Source organism: Ohtaekwangia sp. (assembly GCF_036568665.1).
Lineage (GTDB): Bacteria > Bacteroidota > Bacteroidia > Cytophagales > Cyclobacteriaceae > Ohtaekwangia.
On record NZ_DATCSD010000097.1, the window covers coordinates 1 to 19,222 of the forward strand.

At 41.7% G+C, this 19,222-nt stretch carries 8 protein-coding genes; all 8 read right to left on the reverse strand.

Translation table 11 applies throughout. From position 1 onward, the window contains the following. Nucleotides 1-182, reverse strand: a 182-nt coding sequence (locus tag VIN08_RS05225; protein WP_331961273.1) for a hypothetical protein, incomplete at its 3' end; no start/stop codon positions are given. Between the two features lie 501 nt (nucleotides 183-683). Beyond that, nucleotides 684-1,370: a hypothetical protein gene (locus tag VIN08_RS05230; RefSeq protein WP_331961276.1), complete on the reverse strand. Its 687-nt coding sequence runs from the start codon at nucleotides 1,368-1,370 to the stop codon at nucleotides 684-686. 1 nt (nucleotide 1,371) lies between these two features. Next, nucleotides 1,372-8,526, reverse strand: a complete 7,155-nt coding sequence (locus VIN08_RS05235; RefSeq protein ID WP_331961279.1) for a DUF6443 domain-containing protein — start codon at nucleotides 8,524-8,526, stop codon at nucleotides 1,372-1,374. A 55-nt stretch (nucleotides 8,527-8,581) separates the two neighbouring features. Continuing rightward, complete coding sequence (locus VIN08_RS05240) at nucleotides 8,582-12,688, reverse strand: immunoglobulin domain-containing protein (protein WP_331961282.1); 4,107 nt, start codon at nucleotides 12,686-12,688, stop codon at nucleotides 8,582-8,584. A gap of 668 nt (nucleotides 12,689-13,356) precedes the next feature. After that, on the reverse strand, nucleotides 13,357-13,839 hold the full coding sequence (locus VIN08_RS05245) for a sugar-binding domain-containing protein (RefSeq protein ID WP_331961285.1): 483 nt from the start codon (nucleotides 13,837-13,839) through the stop codon (nucleotides 13,357-13,359). A 118-nt stretch (nucleotides 13,840-13,957) separates the two neighbouring features. Next, the gene (locus tag VIN08_RS05250; protein WP_331961288.1) at nucleotides 13,958-14,728 is read right to left on the reverse strand and encodes a hypothetical protein; all 771 of its coding nucleotides are present in this window, start codon (nucleotides 14,726-14,728) and stop codon (nucleotides 13,958-13,960) included. Nucleotides 14,729-14,754: 26 nt separating this feature from the next. After that, nucleotides 14,755-16,362, reverse strand: a complete 1,608-nt coding sequence (locus VIN08_RS05255) for a RagB/SusD family nutrient uptake outer membrane protein (RefSeq protein ID WP_331961291.1) — start codon at nucleotides 16,360-16,362, stop codon at nucleotides 14,755-14,757. 12 nt (nucleotides 16,363-16,374) lie between these two features. Further along, on the reverse strand, nucleotides 16,375-19,222 hold a 2,848-nt coding region (locus VIN08_RS05260), incomplete at its 5' end, for a TonB-dependent receptor (RefSeq protein WP_331961293.1).

Consider the following 19,222-nt stretch of genomic DNA (forward strand, 5'->3'; position numbering starts at 1 on the left):
ACCATTTGCGGCTGACCATTGACATAAGCATAGTCCGTTTTCCGCTTCAACAAGCCATTTTTGTTAAAGCCCAAGCTAGACATACCTGGTTTTCTGTATGGAAGTGGTATACCTGATCCTACAATTCCGGCAATAAACGTACAATGGCATGAGGTATATAAATAAAAACCGCTGCTATTCAAGAGATGATTGGCAGCGGTTTTTGTTTGGTACAATTAAAAGCTAGTCCTGATAGTATATTTGATTAATAATACAGTTGCTCGCGTCCATGTTAGTGTTCTTCACTAAGAAATACCTGCATACATGCTTAGCGTTAGCCATAGACATGCTGCGCCCAAAAAAACGGTGTATCAAACATTTCAAAATCAGTGTGGGTTTGGGTGTGATTGTTGGTGAAGAAAACCAACAATGGCATGAGAACTACTATCCCTCTTTAAAAAAGTAAGCGCACTGCCAACAGAGAAGAAAAAAATCGTAAAAGAGTTTCTCGAAGCTTTTGTCTTCAAAACTGATATACAGGAAAAACTCGCATCCTGAGTTAATACCATAAAACAAAAAGCCCCGCATTGCTGCGAGGCTCTCTTATATACTTGTTTTTTTCTTACCCACGAGTTAAAAACTTGCAAACAATACTTCACAAGTTACATTCCGCTAAACTTGCGAAAGCTGCGTTCGTTCTATAGTTAATGCGGACGCTCAAGATAGATTTTATGCCACTTGATTTTATTCTTACTAATTATTCGAAGGGTATCATTAGTCATTTTTACCTGAGCAAAGTACATGGGATTGCAGTCTACATCAATGGAAAGTATCTTACTTTCCGATCCTCTGAGATCAATGTATTGAGAACGTAAAGTATCATTGAGTATTTCCGAACTTCTTTCAACATTGGGTTTGGGATAAGCTCTGAAGTAACCCTTATCAACAGTTTTTTGCAAACGAATTATGTTTGTCTCATTCTGTAAGGGATAAGTGATTTTACCAATTACTAGCTCTATGTTTAATAAATCCGTTGTAGTTAGTAGGTGAGTAAAGTGTAGATTTCGCTTTGGCAAAATATTAATCACAAGTTGAGCATCAGACTCGTTTGATGGACTGGTTCTAATATTCGTAGGTAACTGACTTGGATCGGACACCTCATTAATTAACAATAATTTATTGCCGTCTTGCTTCCACTTCCCTCTACTAAATTTATAAACATAACCTCCTTCCATCCTCTCCATGTATTGATAGGAGTTATCAGGATAAAAATCCCAAGTGGCTCCGCCACCGTAATATCTGCTCTCTAGAAAAAGCATATCTACCTTACAGGCAAATAAAGACAACCCAAGCAATATAAAACTCACACTAATTATACTTCTAGATTTCATTCTACTTTGGATAAGATTCTTTGTATTTGCTGTACGTTTGCTTATAAACTGGCTCTGTGGTACCATCTGGTTTGGTACGCATAATTCCTCCAACATAAGTTCCAGTCACTCCGTTAACATCTGAAATAGTCCCAGGTGCAACTGAAGTTGGCATTGAAGTTGGATCAGCAGCGTACTGTGCTTGATATGCCCTGATTTCTCTAGGCTCTTCTCCATCGTGGATTCCTGTAGGAGCTCTATCCCGTCCATGTGATACCTCATGAACTCTATTTCCAAGTCGATCTGTAACCGTCATTACTATCTTATCACCAAGGACATCAGTATTACCTTCATTTCCTGTTGCCTTTGCAAAGGTAAATTTAGGTATGTTATCCCCCTTGCTCGCCATATAAGTCAAATTAGCTTTGGTCCTGTTGTTTATGGCGATGGCTTGACTGTTAGCATTTTTCTGTGCAGTGAGACTATTGACTTTATCCGTTTTTCCTTTCTGGGAAGCCTTCGCAATCTTGCTATCAAGTTTGGCATTTTGTTTCTCAAGAGCTGCATTAGCCTTGTCAACACCTTTATTGATCTGGGCTGCAATTTTTCCATCCTTCTTTGGATCGGCCCACTCATCACCTAAGGGATCAGTAATATTGACTGGATTGTTCCCCATCATATTGTATGGAGAGACTTGGTAGTAGTCATCAACTTTAGGGTCAATCTGCCACCATCTGCCTATCGTTGGATCCATTGTCCTGTAAAATGCTTGATAGACATTCACTCCAAGTTCATCTTGTTCTTCAATGCCATTAAACTTGTATTGATTGGGCGCGCTATCTTCTCTCTGATATGCATTAAAAGTCAACCCGAACGGATAATAATCTTCCGCCTGTATAACAGGAGATTTTACATGCGTTATCGAAAGATCATCAAAGTATACCTCTTGAGCAACACTGCCTTCGTTGGAGACATATATATACACATACCCGGGTTGTTTTATGGTAACCTGCTTACTTAAAAGTCCATGCGGTGCCTTGGTAACAGAACCAACTTCCTGAACGTAGTCTGCAGATAACTGTTGGAAGGCTATATCAACCAAGTTATAATCTTTATCAAAAACCAGGATGTTGAGCCATCCTTTGGGCCAGTTTGCATTGCCTGGGTTGCCGTTGCCGCCAATAAATGCACCATAATCCGATAGTGCAGCACTTGCAGTTCCAACCTCGCTCGCTGCGGGAGCCGCCAGGTTAAACGCAGACAACAGTGCTGCACCAAAAGTAGTAGGGTCTACTGCCGAACCTTGTGTACCGAGGTACTTGGCGTATACTTCTGCCTTCACAGTGTCTCCCGGTACTACGGCGAATGTCTTCGCTATACCCACTTGTGAACCGGGGCCTCCTTTAAGCACCTGAGCTTTAGTATAGACCGTTCCTGCATCGGTATGGTCAAACATATCTGCTGACACACTGCTGTAGTTTTTAAAGTTCTGGGCTTCACTGCTGTCTTCAAATTTAGCAGTGTATTGAAGCTTTTCTTTTTTCGTGGTAAATGTTAGCCTTACGTTGCCAAGGTGATCCTTCAGATTATACTGATACTCTGGTGTTGTATTCACGCCAAGTTTGGTAACCTCTACTCCGCTCACCACAAAATAATCTGTAGCCGCTGCCGCACCCCATTGCAAACCTACTTCCAACTGTGTGCCTCCTGTTGGTATAGTGACTGTTTCCTCTATCCATGATTCTGTTGTAGAGGAAGCTGGCATCTGGGAGCCGTTCCAGTATGAGCCCCAGAGGATATCTCCCATGTTGGTTCTGGCCAGCATGTTTACTCCTCCACTACCAACACGATATCCTTTTATTTTGATTCTATACCGTTCGCCCGGTTGTGCTGGCAACACGCCTCCGAACATAGCTCCGCGTAAGGTGGTTCCATTACTCAGCACCTTTATGTAATCCTGGTTACCTGATAATTTTACAGCTGAAATAGTGGTACCATTATAAGCAGTCACGCTTGTTAAATCTGATCCATCATTGGTATAGACCAGTTTCTCTGTGGCCAATACTACTCTTCCTTCTTCATGCTGTATAAATTGTAAAGCATCATTCACATATTGAAATTCACCCGCATAATCTGTCTGCGTTGTAGAATTAAGAAAATACGTGGCCTGCGCAAGTTTGCGACCGGTTGCATCATAAATATAGTTCACACTGTTCAAACCCCGCGTTACAGCGTTGGGCAGGTTCAGCATGTTATACGTAATCGGTGCTGTTATACCTTTGTTCTTATCAAGCGTCATGTTACCGTTGGCATCATATGCGTAGTCATTATCGGTATTCACGCCATCAACAAATCCAGTATACTTATCACCAGTGTCAGCTACTTTCATTAACTGGTTGCCTGTTGCATACGTATAGGAGAGATTATCCATGGCTGATGTAGCCAAACCAAAGCGCGAAAGGGTTTTAATGTTTCCGTTCAGATCGTATGATAAATCACCTTCATGATATTTACCTGCGGTCCAGGTTCCGGATACGGAAGACTGCAAATTCTTTGCTGACACCAACCGGTTCAATGGATCGTATTTGAAATTATACGCCATCTCCTTCACATCGCCTACTCCCTGATTCACACTCCATTTCATGGCTGAGATGTTGCCATTATACTGTCTGCCATCTTCAGACGAATCAAAATCACCTCGATTGGCAAGAGCCTGTACTTCGGACTGGCTAGCCGAACGATTCAGAATATTTACTTCATCTATAGAGCCTGCCATTCCCAGAAATAAAGGACCACTCGCACCTGATCTAGTTTTCCCGATCAACGTAGTACTGCTCATCGCACCTGTAGAGAAAGCTGTAATGGCAACAGGGGCTCCGTCTAACACGCCATCAACATAAAATCGAATGTAGACCCCATCTCCTACTACAGCTACATGGTGCCAGTTGGTATCATTAATGGTTCTTACACCTCCGAGACCTGTAAAGTAAGCGGTCGCACCGTTACCTGTCATTATAATAAATCGAAGTTGATGATCACCGTAGCCTGCTCCATAGGTCTCATACATAAACGCAAAACCTTTCGTGCTCGAAGTTGCTGTATTGGAAACAAATACGCTCCGAGCATTCAAATCTGTAATCTTCACAAAAGCGGCTATCGTAAACTTACCGGTATTCGGTATAAATGAATGCTTGGTCTGTGAATTAGGAATATCTATATAATCGTTGGTGGTGAAAGTATAAGCACTTGCACTGTTTCCTTGTGAATCGGTTGTTAACTGCGCTCCGTGAACAACACCATTCAATCCGTTTGCTACTGCATCGTTCGCATTACCTGTAAACGGATATGACGAGACCAATACATCTTTAAGGCTGGATCCGGTGTTTGTACCACTTGTACCCATATCCTCATTATAAGCCAGGTTCATACCAAAGTAATCGCCTGTTTCATCATTGGTTATACCATCATTATTGAGCTCCGCATTGTTCATGGACGTAAGCCACCCGCGAATATTATAGCGGTAGTCTACCGATTGTTTCGCATCGGTGGCTCCTGCATTTGTACTGTGTAATTTTTTATCTACCAGTTGACCAAGCTCGTTGTATTCGTTTTTGCTCAGCAATATCTCTGGTTGAGTACCTATCTTATGCCATGTGTGTGTCAATCTTCCTGCATGATCATAAGTATATCTTCGGGTAATCTGATATGGATTGAAAGAACCGAAAGACGATCTCACATTACCGATCACAGCACGGTTACCGTACATAGCAAAATCTATCAACAGAGCATTCGAAGTAGCAGCACGATCTGCAAGGTATGTTCCATTCTGATAGAAGTATATTCTCCCTTGTTTACGCTCTATCCGGAAAACATCGCCAGCAGTATACGCTGGTGAGGACGACATCAGGTTGGTTGTACCTCCACTTTCGCGCACCTCCAATTTTCCCAGGCTTGTAAGATAAAGTGCATACTTAATTGTAGTCCAGTTGGCATCAACGTTGGTCTCTGACAATCCAACAACCAACGCTTTATTATTAGCAGAGGTACTGAATTCAAACCAGCCGTCCTGACCGGCAGGAAGCATCTCTACGGAAGCACCTCCTGAGTTTCCCCAGCCATCAACACTTGTCTTATCTATGCGATTGCCTAAACGTCTTGCTGCTACAATATCTTTCCAAGATATACCATAATGAGTTGCTTTCGTTTTGAGCACCTTACCCGAGAAGTCATAAACATTACTTACGCGGTCTCTCCCACTTCGGTAATTATCGGCTAACACCTGGATTACCCGATACTTGTCATCATAATAGTTAACCGAGTTAAGCCACGTCACCACGCTGCTGGCAATATGATCATCCAAAACACGCACGCGGGTACCGGTAACCTGTCCGATTACACTATTAAATGCAGTAGAAGGTTGGGTATAGGTATATCCATTGGCAGGCTCAGACAGATTCTCATTCAAATAGTCATAACCAGTTCCTATATAACTTTTGAAGGCATAGTTATCATAATAGGTTATTGTCCGGTAACTCGAGAAAGGAGTGGTTATTCCAACCGTTACCGTTGGATAAGATTTATTGGAATAACCCGATATATTTCCAGCAACGTTGCCTATATAGGTTTCGCCATAACGTGTCCATGATTTGGCGTAGTGCTTCGCTACACCGGCCTGCATATCTGCCTGGCTTAATATAGCAGTAGTATCTTTTATACCGGTGGCAATCGGTCTGTTCAGCTCATCATATTTTGTGAACGTCCACTGCATGTTGGCGCGTTGATTACCATCTTGTGTTAACACGAGACGATCGCGGTCGTCATATACCATATATACAGCCGCGACACCCGGTACTTGTTTTTGCGTCATGCGCTTACGGCTGTCGTAAGTATAGCGAAATGCCCATTGTTGCAGAAATGTTTCCTTTACGGCATCCGTCTGATCAAAATATGCTGATGGGCTTATGGATGTAATTTGACGAACCGCCTCCGGAGGAATCACGGTCACGAGATCTCCCAGATCATCATATATATAATAGGTACTTGCATAGTTTACATCATTGATAGCGGTAGCGTTTTTTACTACCTGCACACGCTTTAAAATTGTGTGCCCTTCTTTATCAACATATTCTATTACTTCATTACCATGTTCATCCTTAGTTCTGTTTCTATACAATTGGTTCGCCGTATAATACACGCGGGAAGCAGAAGTCCCTGCGTTTATCTGGCCCAGCGGATAAGTACTGCTAGGGTCTGTATAGGTCCAAAGCAACACTTCATTGTCCGTGTTAGACTCATAGTTCTTCTTTATGGTGTGATCAGAAGAATTATATGTATTAACTCCATCGGGCTGCCATACTGTTCCGGAAGCGCCTTGTTTAATAATTCGATTCAATGGACTTGATTCAAAAATCGTTTCGGCATAAGGCGCTATATCATCTGCTATATGATCGGAAGAACCATTTGTATAAAAAGTATTTTGAGGAGAGCCTGTGTAAGTTCCTGAACTCTTCGTTGACGTCTCCTTGTAACGCCCATTGTTTTCAGATGTATAAGGAAGATATTTCTTTTCCTCTCTTCCAAAAATATCATACTCTATTGGCTGTACCTGGTCTTTATGTGAAGGCGATGATTGCCAACTGACAGTTTGCACAGGGCGGCCTAATCCGTCAAAATACGTGGTCGATTCCTGAAGGTCCTCAACGGACAAGCCCTCAATAGCAGCCGCATCAAAAACATTGTCTTTCAACACATTTCTTGAGCGAACATAGTTCATGGAATTGGTCTCGCATCTGCTAATGGTAATAACATTCGAAACAGCCGTTGCTGACGTGGTACATACAGCATTACTGGTAAGCGTACAACTGATTTTCTCATTATTAAGAACCGAAGAGACATACGTATTTCCGGTAGCACCGGCTACAGCAGCGCCATTGACAAACCATTGATGGGATGGACTGGATCCTCCGTTTGTTATCGTAGCTGTTAACACGGCTTTTCCGTCAGCACACCAATCAGGATTGCTCGATATAGCTATTGTCGGAGTTACCTGTTTAGCATCTATTACGGCAGTTGCAGATGCCGTACATCCATTAGGCGTAGTAACGGTGAGCGTATAGTTTCCGGATACAGCAGAAGAAACGGAAGGATTTTGCTTTGTGCTCGTAAAACCATTCGGGCCCGACCATGAATAGGCAGACATTCCATTAGGTGTGGCCTGAAATGTAAACGCTCCACCAGCACACACGACAGATGGATTTGTTGTAAGCGCCACCGTGGGCTTATCAATAACTACATTGGCAGCGCTTGATGTTATTGTTCCACAGGCGTTCGTAACCTTTACCCAGTATTGGCCAGCCATTGCCGGAGCCGTTGGAGAGAGTGTTAATGTCTTTGTTTGCTGTCCAGACCATGGTGGCGACAATGGAGGCACTATACCTCCACCACTTGAGGAACCACTCCAATACCATTGATATGCATTACCATTTCCAGTAGCATTTATAGTTAAGGCAGTCTGTACTCCATCGCACACGGTTACATTCGCGGGTTGTGAATTAACGGTGGGAGGCGAATTAAATACCACGGATATACTACCGGTATTTACACACCCCTTACCATTTGAGGAAGTCAAGGTATATACCCCCGTCATGGAAGCGGTTGCATTCGCTATAGAAGGGTTTTGGACATTGCTTGAAAAATTGTTAGGGCCAGTCCAGGAGTAATTTGGTAAATTACCAGGGCTTGAAAAATTGATGGTTGCGCCCGGGCACATTAATCCATTATTCGCCACGGATAGTGCATACTCCGGAAATGTTGCTGTGCCGGTTTGCACGACTGTTACATCAACAACGTTAGAGGTAACGGTACCACAGGCATTCGTTACCTTTACCCAATACTTTCCGCCCATGGTTACGCTCGTTGGCGAAAGAGTGAGCGTATTAGTAGTGGTTCCTGACCACGGTGGAGATATAGCAGGTACAACACTACTGCCGGATGAACCCGTCCAATACCATTGATAGCCGGTTGCATCTGGCGCCTGCACACGCAGAGAAACAGGGCTACCCTCACATACCGTTACACTTACCGGCTGGGCAGTAATTACCGGAAGTGTACACTGTGCCCGTAAGTCAATAACACTACTAACGAGAACTATTACAATTATAAATATCCTTTCCATCATGTTTGAATCAGAAACCTCGCCTAAAATTATTATCCCAGTTATTGATTTTCGTTTGCTAATTTGTCACAGTTACAGTTGCTGACCGCGATGTTACTGAGGCTCCGCAAACATTACTGAATTTTACCCGGTATTGGCCCGCTATATATTTCGCAGCCTTTGGTATGGTTAACGTGTTGGTGGTACCAACAGATTGGATTGATAAACCGCTCTCATCTCTAATTGCAACCTCATTCAAATACCACTGGTAGCTATCAGCTTTTTCTACCACAGCAGTGAGTGATACGGAACCGCCCTCCGCCACGGTGACATCTAGCGGTTGTTGGGTTATCACTGGAGTAGACCATAAACTAATCTGAGAACTTCCACTGTTTGTACAACCATTATTGTAGGTTACGGTCAATGTATAGGTCCCTTCGACATTGGGCGTAGCACTTGATGTAACCACCGGATTCTGGTCTGTACTTGAAAAACCATTCGGCCCGGCCCAAAGATATTTGGTTACGTTAGAAGGGCCCAGCAGGGTCATCTTGCTTCCCTCACATACCTTGTTGTCATTGGATGCCGTAAATGTTGGAACGGGATTCACGTCAATGTCGTCACAATCTGCAATTGCAGCACGTCCCTCACCAAAATGATAAACGTATTCTTTTAGAATTTTACCCTGGTTATCCCTTATTAAACGTAATCTATCGAATGGATCATATTCATAATATATTACTTGATTATTAGCGTCCGTAATTGATGAAAGTTCTCCAAATCCATCATAGGTATACGATGTCATAAGTGCTTGTTCCGGGAAAAATCTGACATCATCCACTTGCTGCGAAGAATTTATTGCGATTGTAGCTGTACCGTTTGCTACGGTTACTGCACTTTGCTGAAGTATCCATTGACCATTAACTTTTAGCCAATAAGACAATACATACTTGCCGTTTGTTAATCCCGTTAAATTTTGAGTAAACCCATTGATCTTGCTCTTGGAACCGGTTTTTGAGTCGCCTGTAACCACATCATTATTTACATCCTCAAATCCTGTATAAAAAATATCACTAAGTTTGGCATTCACCACTTTGGCTACAGGAAGTGTATGATCATAGCCATAAATAAAAGAAGTATAAACCCCATTATTGGTTTTATATTCCGCTATATTCCCATAGGTATAGCGGCTATAACTAATCACTCCTTCTGATGGAAAGTCCCTTAACTGTTGTTCGACTCCGAACGGTTTAATTACATTGCCAAATGGAAAATAATTAGTCCGCACCCGCTCGTTTTGCACACCGTTCTTATATTTAGTTATTTCTACCACGGGAGAAATAATGTTGGCATCAGTCATTGAGGAATAAACATCGTTCTCAGCGATAAAATCATGCGGGTATTTCATTACCGTAACTAATGGTTGATGTTTACTATCATACGTGCTCTCTTCGCTTACCGCATAGTTTGTCATGTCGTATTTGTAGTTGGTTTCCGTAACTACATTTTGCCCATTCGTAAGATCAGTTTCAATTTTCTTTATTAAAAGTTTTTTGAAATTTACATAGGGATAGACGCCTATTGTGTATCGCCCGATGTAAGAACACGCATCCTCATCCATAACTGCGCCCGTTGTACAAAAACCAACAGGACCAATATAGTTATCAGCAATCTTCACGTTCACCCAATCTCTTACTATATCGCTGATCTTGTATTCATAGTTCTCTGTGCGAATTGTATTTCCCTCTCTGTTCTTGAAAGTTACGGAGGTCAGGTCTCCGTTGATATCAGCATCATTGATTAAAACATCATTAAAAAAAGTTCCCATAGCCGTATTGTTGCTAAAGGTTTTAATAACAGTTCCATTTTCAGATTTGGACTGCTTCGTTAAATCATAGATCTCTACTCTACTGTATCCTACGGTTGCCTTTAATGGAGATGTTGTAGTGCCTACCAGACTGCTCGAATTTCGTTTATAATATGTCAGGCCCGATAGTGTACATGAACCATTCTGAGTGCCTGCTGTAGTAAATGCACCAGATTGGGTATACGTAAGTGGCATGATTAAAATTCCACTGCTACTCCCATCTTCATTCACATATTTATATTCCTTTGATGAAACGAGCGTACCATTGTTATCATAGTTCTTGATTTGCTTTATCCTAAGTCCGCCTCCGATGGATTCGGTATGTGCTGCCATAACGGCATCGTAAATCTTTTTGTCGTGATACTCCGCCACAGCCGAAACTAAACTGGCGTAACCCGTGGGACCCATTGCATCAGGAACATCACATGAGAGAACATAGAAACCGGGTGGCAGCGTTATTTTCTCATCCCATGTCTTACTATAAGGTTGTCCGGCAACAAAAGAATCAATCGCCCATAACCTAGAAAAAGAAGATCCTGAAAAGCGTACAAATGTTCCTTCCATCTGTTCATAAGAGAACTGTCCATTCCGATTATTTATATTACCGGAAAGCCGGACTTCAGTTTCTGTTGTTAAAATGAAATAAGCGGTTTGGGGAACACCGTTATTAAAATCAAATACATTCAAAAGTTCCACACCATGAGTAACCTTACTTTCTTCTTCTGCTGATAAAACAGCACCGTTCTTAAAGATATGAGGTTCGTATGTAAAAACTGATTTACCTCCGGTTGGGTAAGTTATTGATTTCAATGTTCCTGCGTTGCAATATTGGGCGCTCGCACCCCGAATAGCTCCTTTGTATATATCTAGACCATTAACAATCGTGTTGGCAGCTGAATAAACTAGGAAATTCGAAAATAACGTTGGAATGATTGTATGCCGTGAATCATTAAAGTCCAGAAAATTACTTTGGTTTTCCTGTCCATTGTAATACCCCCAGTGATCAACAGCGAATGACGTTTTAATTGGCAATAGTATATCTTCTTTGTACTCAAAAGAATATTTTCGATTAGTTGAATTTTGCACATCCTTCTCGATAACACTAAGTAATTTCAGTCTGGAACTCAGGTTCGAGTCTGTATATTCCTTACCAAAGCGACTCCAATAGCTATCATCCGCTAGATAGTTTCCGCCAATATCACTCGATGAGAAATATCCATATTCAAATTGAAAAGATTTTTTCTTTCCAGAAAATTTACTGGTTATATCTATTGACTCGAGTCGTCTCGCACCTGAACCTGACAAATCCGGTCTGTTATTGCTCAAATTAAAGTCAATTATTTCTCTGCTTGATTCAATCTGTATTAAGTATTGATTCAAAACAGATGAAAGATGCAGCGACCGATCGCCGCCAAACTGCATTCCACTTTCCTGCTGATTCCCTGACAGTATGTGTGTAAATTGTTCACTAAGCGCTGGAATAGGCCTCACTACTCCATAATTCGCATACTTGAATTTAATGAGTTCACCATCGGAATTCATGATTTGCGTAAGATACCAATGGGTGATCTGATTAAAATCCTCAGGACTATCTATAGGAGTTTTTTCCTGAACCAGGAAGTAATACACCACTCCATGATCATCTGTAATTTTAAATCCTATATTATTATAGCGCTCTACCCTCAGTGCGTTCTTATCGCCATACACTGTTGGAAGACCCGTTTGTGGATGAATATAAAACTTAAAAGAAAGTCCTGGGCAATTGACACTGTACAGGTCACGCTGGGCTTTACCAATAAGTGCATAGTACATTAATTCACCTTTGGTAACAACTGGTGGACTTGCATTCCCTGAGCATCCCCAACCATAATAGCCATCTTCATGTCCAGTAGATGGCGCAATTTTATGGGAGATGGATGTAACCAAGTTATCCCAATCCTGCCAGGCAGGCTCTGCTATCTGCGGTGATGCTTGATCATTTCCTCCGGAAGGAATATAGGTAATACCGGCAACAGCACTTAGCTCCCACGAAAGACCGACCCAAGTGGCTTCCTGATTAACGCGCACCCCGGAAGCATCATAATATAAATTTAATGGAAATTCCAATTTCCCTGATTTTATAGTATGCAGTGGAATTGAGATGTCAGGGGTACCGGTATATTCACCAACCTCCACTTCTCCATATTTCCCCAGACTAGCCACTTCAGGTGACGGCGAAGTTATAGGAGGAATTGCGAGCGGATTATTAGGATTATTATTTTGCGCATGGCTTAAGATCACGCATGTAAAAGCAAAGAAAAAAAGTACATTTTTTTTCATAACGTAGTATATATACTTAATCGATGGATTAACTCTTTTTACTGAATACCAGCAATTAGGATCGTTGATTAACAATGAGATTCAAGTTGCAAAGCAATAAAAAAATACAGAAGGAAGTTACAACATGTAAGAATAATTTCATTACTACTCCATTTCAGGGATAATTTATACTGATGAATACCACTAAGTACTGTATTAATAACTTGTAACTGAAAAAGCTTAGCCTTAAGGTTTAAAATTTCAAGAAATAGATAAGCCAAATAAAAAGACTATAGTTCTATCAGCTTTTACTATTAATCGTCTATATAATACCAACGCTAACCGGAAATTCTTCCGCAAGATTTTATTAGAGCAATATTTCTAACAACACAGCTCTCTGGCATTTTCCTAGTGTTATTTCAACGTATCGATCGCTAGCAAAGCTTAGCTCCACTTATTTCCTTTTAAAAAGGATATTTTAAAGCCTAAATAAAAATGCATACAGATTATTCTGCATGGCTCTGAAGATTGACTGAGATTTATCGACGGTATATATACCATGGTATATATACTTTCTCAATTTGCTCCTGGATATTCCGTTGTTAAGGACGCAGCAGAACTATTGGCTACAGGTGTTTGTATAAATGTTCCATTGTAAGGGATGTATACTTTTCCGGTTTTAACAAGCGTTACATTGCGGTATATACCCGAACCGGAATACCACCGTGAATTTGGTTGCTGCGAATTATCAACTTAACAGCCAACACATTTTGCTTGCCTGTAAAATCAAGATAGGGTGTCAGATCATATTCAAACGATATATAGCCGTTCGGTCTTTTACCCAGAGATGTTCCGTTGATCCAAATCTCGCTGTTACGATAAACACCATCGAAGCGAATAAATATATTCCTGTCTTTATCCTCCGAAGACAAAGCAAAACTTTTTCTATACCAACCTGTACCTCCGGGCAGCGCACCACCGCCAACACCAGCAGGATTTTTCTCATTGAATTCTCCTTCTATACTCCAGTCGTGCGGAAGATTTAGTATTCGCCAATGTGAATCATCGAAACTTGCAGCACTTGCCTCTATTGTATCCAACAACTGGAATTTCCATTCATCGATCAAGACACCGCTTACTCTTTTATTGTTCGGCTGGTGACATGAATACATAATAGGTAGCAATATCAACCAGGAAAAGCAAAGTTTTATATTCATTGATTATAATGGTTTATACAAAAAAAGGGAATTGAAAAGATCAATTCCCTTTTAAAAAAAATTCTACTAACGGCTAGTTCACTGCTTTGTAAACAGTATACCAAGCCCAATCATCGGTTTTTCCAAAAAGCGAGGCACCTTGCGAAACAATTAATGTATCATCTGTTAGCTTAGCAATGTTGTACTTGTTTACCGTTAAGCCATTGTTACCGTAGTCAAAGAAGGGCATTTTAACGGAGCCACTTACTATGGTTATGCTATTTTTGGTTTTATCTAACTTGAATGAGTATAAAGCCTTTTGAACTGTACCGCTATGGTAGTGCTTAAAGTGATAATTTTCATTTAAATCAAAATATATACTATCATTGGCGCTCGCATTGCTACTTATATCCGGCGTCCACCATGTTGAAGTATAATCACTCTCTGGTCCGAGATATACAGAAGATACTTTCCAATACTTCCCGGTAGCCATATGCGTTAAAAGTTCCCAATTCGGATCGGAAAAATAGTCCTCATCAAGCTTGGTTATCGTTATCCTGACTGAATCATAAGTGCCCCCTCCTTGTCCAAAAGCTCCGTACTTAACCCAATGTTCACCACCAAAGGGATTAATTACGGTGTCCACTAACTTGTTGGATATTCCTGCTTCATAGTCCCAATACGCGATAGTTTCAGGAGTGCTACTTTGAAGGAAAATCCGGTTATCATAGGAGGCATCTTGAGTTACGGAAAACTTCAGATCTGAATTTTTCGGAGGTACACCCAATTCATGCTCTTCCTGGCAAGCTGTTAGCGTGAGCATCACAGCTGTCATCATTAAAAATATTTTATTATCGATTTTCATAATTATTAATAAGTTAGTCAGGACAATTACCAGCCCGTGTTTTGTTTCAATACACCATTCGATAAACTTATTTGTGTAGCAGGTATCTGCTGTAATCCTTTCGTCTCCAGAATTTTTGAAGCACTGATTGTCTTGGTTGTTGTAACTCCTCCATTCAGAACCTGTGTTGTTTCAGCAATGGCATTTGCCGCAACATCAACCCCCTGGCGAAGTAAATCCCAATAGCGTATACCTTCCAATGCAAATTCAAGTCTGCGCTCATTCATAATATTTTCCTGCGACACCGCCAGCTGGCTAAAGTTAGCTCCATAAGCACGTTGTCTTACCTGATCGAAATAGGATTGAGCACTTGGACTCCCTAATTCTGCTGCCATCAGCAGAACATCTGCATAACGGATTACCACGTAATCCTGGAATTGAGCAATCTGAAAATCACTTTTTAACCCGGCATTGGCCGCCAATGTTTGCGCTACACTTGAACCATCCTTATTTGACATGGGAGTATATTTCTTAACATAGTAACCCGTATACTCACGTTGATCACTTTGGTTGTTGAAAGCCAGGTTTTCGCCTTCAATGGATATAATCGAAGCTACTTTACGAGTATCAGTATTGCTATAAGCATCCCACAACGCAGGATTGACAGTACCAACTCCCCATCCATTTCCATACGGATACGATGTGAAGCCGCGCATACCCAACAAAACCAACCATTTGTTACCATCATCATTTCCTGTAGAGTAATCGCTGGTATAGGTATACTTGATAGCAAAGACTGTTTCTTTGTTATCCTCACCTGCATAGTTGTCTACAGAAGCTGCAGGCCAGAGATTTGCAAAAGTTGAGATAAGACCGTGGCCACTATTGGCAATTACATCTTCCAGGTAAGCGAGTGCCTGTGCTTTTGTAACAACACCTGCCAGATCGGATTGTTGATAATAACCAGTATAGTATAAGTATACTCTTCCAATCAGTGATTCAGCCGCCCACTTGGTAACACGCCCGTGTGTGGCAACCGGCTGGCTGGCATACGTAGTGGCAGGCAGGTTTTCACTTGCAAACACCAGATCTTGTGCTATTTGCGCATATATAACTTGAGGATCAGACGGAGCAATGTTGTCTGCAGATGGTTCCGTCAGCAACGGGATGCTTCCCCACAGGCGAACCATATCAAAGTACATGAAGGCGCGAAGAAACCTCGCTTCAGCTTCATATGTTGTTTTGAGATTTGTATCTGTTCCCCAATTAACCTGATCAAGTTTACCTAAGAGTATATTGCAACGATAAATAGCTTTGTAATAATTAATCCAAGCCCCATTGAATATGCTTTGATCAGATGGCGAACGGCTCTTATCAAATTCATCCAACAATTGCATTCCTAAACCATCTCCATTACCTCCACCGCCAAAAACGTTATCTGAAAAGACCTCCGACACTACAGGGAAGGCCCCTCCAGCCGACCATAAACCCTGCACACCATCATAACATCCTACCAGTGCGCTATACGCTTCTGCAGGTGTTTTGTAATAATTTTCAACTGTTGATGTTGTGTATGACTCTGTATCCAGAAAATCACTACATCCGCTCAATACCAACAGGCTTACAACTATTGTATATATATTAAATTTCCTCATACATTTCGATTTTTAGAATTTCACATTCAACCCAACCATGTAGGTTCTGGGGCGTGGGTAATATCCAACATCAACTCCTGAGCTAAAGGCTGACGAGCCTCCACCGGTGATTGGCGGGGCATAACCAATTTCGGGATCCATGCCATTGTATTTGGTAAAGGTGAAGAGATTCAACGCTGAAACATAAAGTCTGCATTGTGACAAGTAATTCTGCTTAATGATCTTGGTCAAATCGTATCCCAGCGTAACATTGTTTATTCTGAGATAATCGCCATTGTGAACATACAGATCCGAGAAGTTAGCCCAGTTTTCGTTAGCCTCAGTCACACGTGGTATTTTGTTCGATGTACCTTCTCCATGCCAGCGCTCCAGTATTTCTGTAGTATAATTATTATTCCTGCCGGAAGGGCTTGTATACGATTGTACTATCTGGTTTCCTGTAACACCACTGGCCTGAATAGATAGGTCAAACCCTTTGTAATCTGCAGCTATTGAGAACCCAAAAGTATACTTAGGGTTAGGGTTACCGATCATCGTCTTGTCTTTCTCATCAATTACGCCATCGCCATTTTCGTCTACAAAGCGAACATCTCCAGGTTTAGCACCTGGTTGCAGGAGAGCGCCATCTTTGCCAGTGTAAGATTTTACATCCGCCTCATTCTGGAACAGTCCATTAGTTTTGTACCCCCAAAAATAACCGGCTGGAAGCCCGTTGGTTGCTCTATAAACTTCCGGAGAATTAGCATACACCTGATTGAGGGGACCATGAATAATACCGTCAGCATTAGGTATGTTACTCACTGTATTTTTGTTATAAGCTCCATTTACGCTTACACGATAATTCAGATCACCCAAACTGTTATTGTAAGCAAGTGCCAGTTCAAGACCTCTGTTCTTTACGCCTCCACCGTTGATAAAGGGAGGATCAGCACCCGCTGTTGCCAGATTGGGTGCGTTGATTAACCAGTTCTTATTTGTCTTAATGTACCAGTCAAAATTTGCTGTCAGTTTACCATTGAGGAAAGCTGCATCGAAACCAACATCGGTTTGTTCAGATGTTTCCCATTGGAGGTTTGGATTTGACAACCTGCTGGGATAAGAGCCTGGGGTAAGCGTACCTTCCTTATTACCGAAGATATAGTATGTGTTGCTGAAAGTAACAGGCGCCTGATACTGGAAAGCCGAAACGTTTTGGCTACCCACTTGTCCCCAGCTTGCTCGCAATTTCAATGAATTCAACCAGTTGGTGGTGTTATCCATGAATGATTCGTTCGTAATTACCCAGCCTGCAGATACCGATGGGAAGTATCCCCACTGATGCCCTTTCGCAAACTTGGAAGAACCGTCTGCACGGAACGTAGCGTTGAACAAGTATGTTTCTTCATAGTTATAGTTCAATCGTCCGAAGAATGACAAGCGGTGATCAGGATCGTATGCCGCACCTGACGCTGTAGCCGTGTTGCTTGTTCCATTGTTGATCCATGCGTGATCCACATCATGAAAGACAGAACCCGTCTTGGTAGCATTTAAATAGCTTCCTCCATATTTATACATAGAAGTACCGGCCATTACATCAAATCTGTGCTTCTCTGCTACTGTAAATCCATAGCTTAACAAGTTATCCCAAAGAAGGGTCTGCCCCTTGTTCATCGATTGGCTTACCGATGGTATCTTGTTAAACGAATATGCTGACAGCGTATATTTCGGCGCATACGACTGACCATCGTATGAGCTGTAATCTATACCAAGGCTTGTTCTGAATTTTAAATTATGAATTGGTTCAACCTGGAAGTATATATTTCCAATAACACGCTGTGTTTTGTTCCGGCTCTGGCTGTTATATACCATCGAATAATACGGATTCGCCTGATTGAACATACCTACCGAATCAGTTTTATCATTCTTCAGTAAAGGTGTTGTTCCAAATGCGCCACGCAATGTATTGTTGTATTGGTTACCCACCCCTATACCGTGGTTATCCAAAAACGCGAAGTTTATATTCTCTCCTACAGTCAATATGTCTTTATACAATTTATGTTCTGAGTTAAAACGGAAATTGTAACGCTTGTAGTTTGAATAATCTTTACCGCCTACAATACCTGCTTGCGACAAGTATGAAAGCGATGAAGAATAAACTGATTTATCGTTACCACCTGATACGCCAAGAGAATAGTTTTGTGTAGGGGCATTTTTCACAAACATCTGGTCCATCCAGTTTGTGCCTGCATTTCCTAATGAATCGATATAGTGGTTAGAATAGACGGGGGAGTTACCAGAATTTACAGCAGCTTCATTTGCAATAATTGCATATTCTTTTGCGTTGAGAAGATCTACTTTTCTGGCAACATTCTGTACACCATAGTAAGAATCAAATGTTACCTGCGCGTGGCCTGATTTACCTTTTTTGGTAGTGATCAGCACAACACCACTTGCTGCCTGCGAACCGTAGATCGCTGCTGATGCAGCATCTTTCAAAACAGTCAATGAAGCTATATCTCCGTTGTTCAGGTAGGTGATGTCGCTTGTAATCACTCCGTCTACAACATATAGCGGGTTATTACCAATGGTAGAACCCACACCACGAATGGTTACTTTCATCGCTTCGCCTGGCTGACCGGAGGTAGATGTGATCTGCACACCAGGAGCCTGACCTTGCAATGCCTGCAAAGCGTTGGTAGAGCTCTGCTTCATCAGGTCTTCACCTCTCACTTGCAGGTTGGCACCTGTGTTCAAAGCCTTCTTCTGCTCACCATATCCGACTACTACAACTTCCTGTAGTGTAGCGATGTCTTCTTCCATAGGGACATCCAGCTTTGTCTGGCTACCTACAGGTACTTCTTTAGTTTTATACCCAATAAAT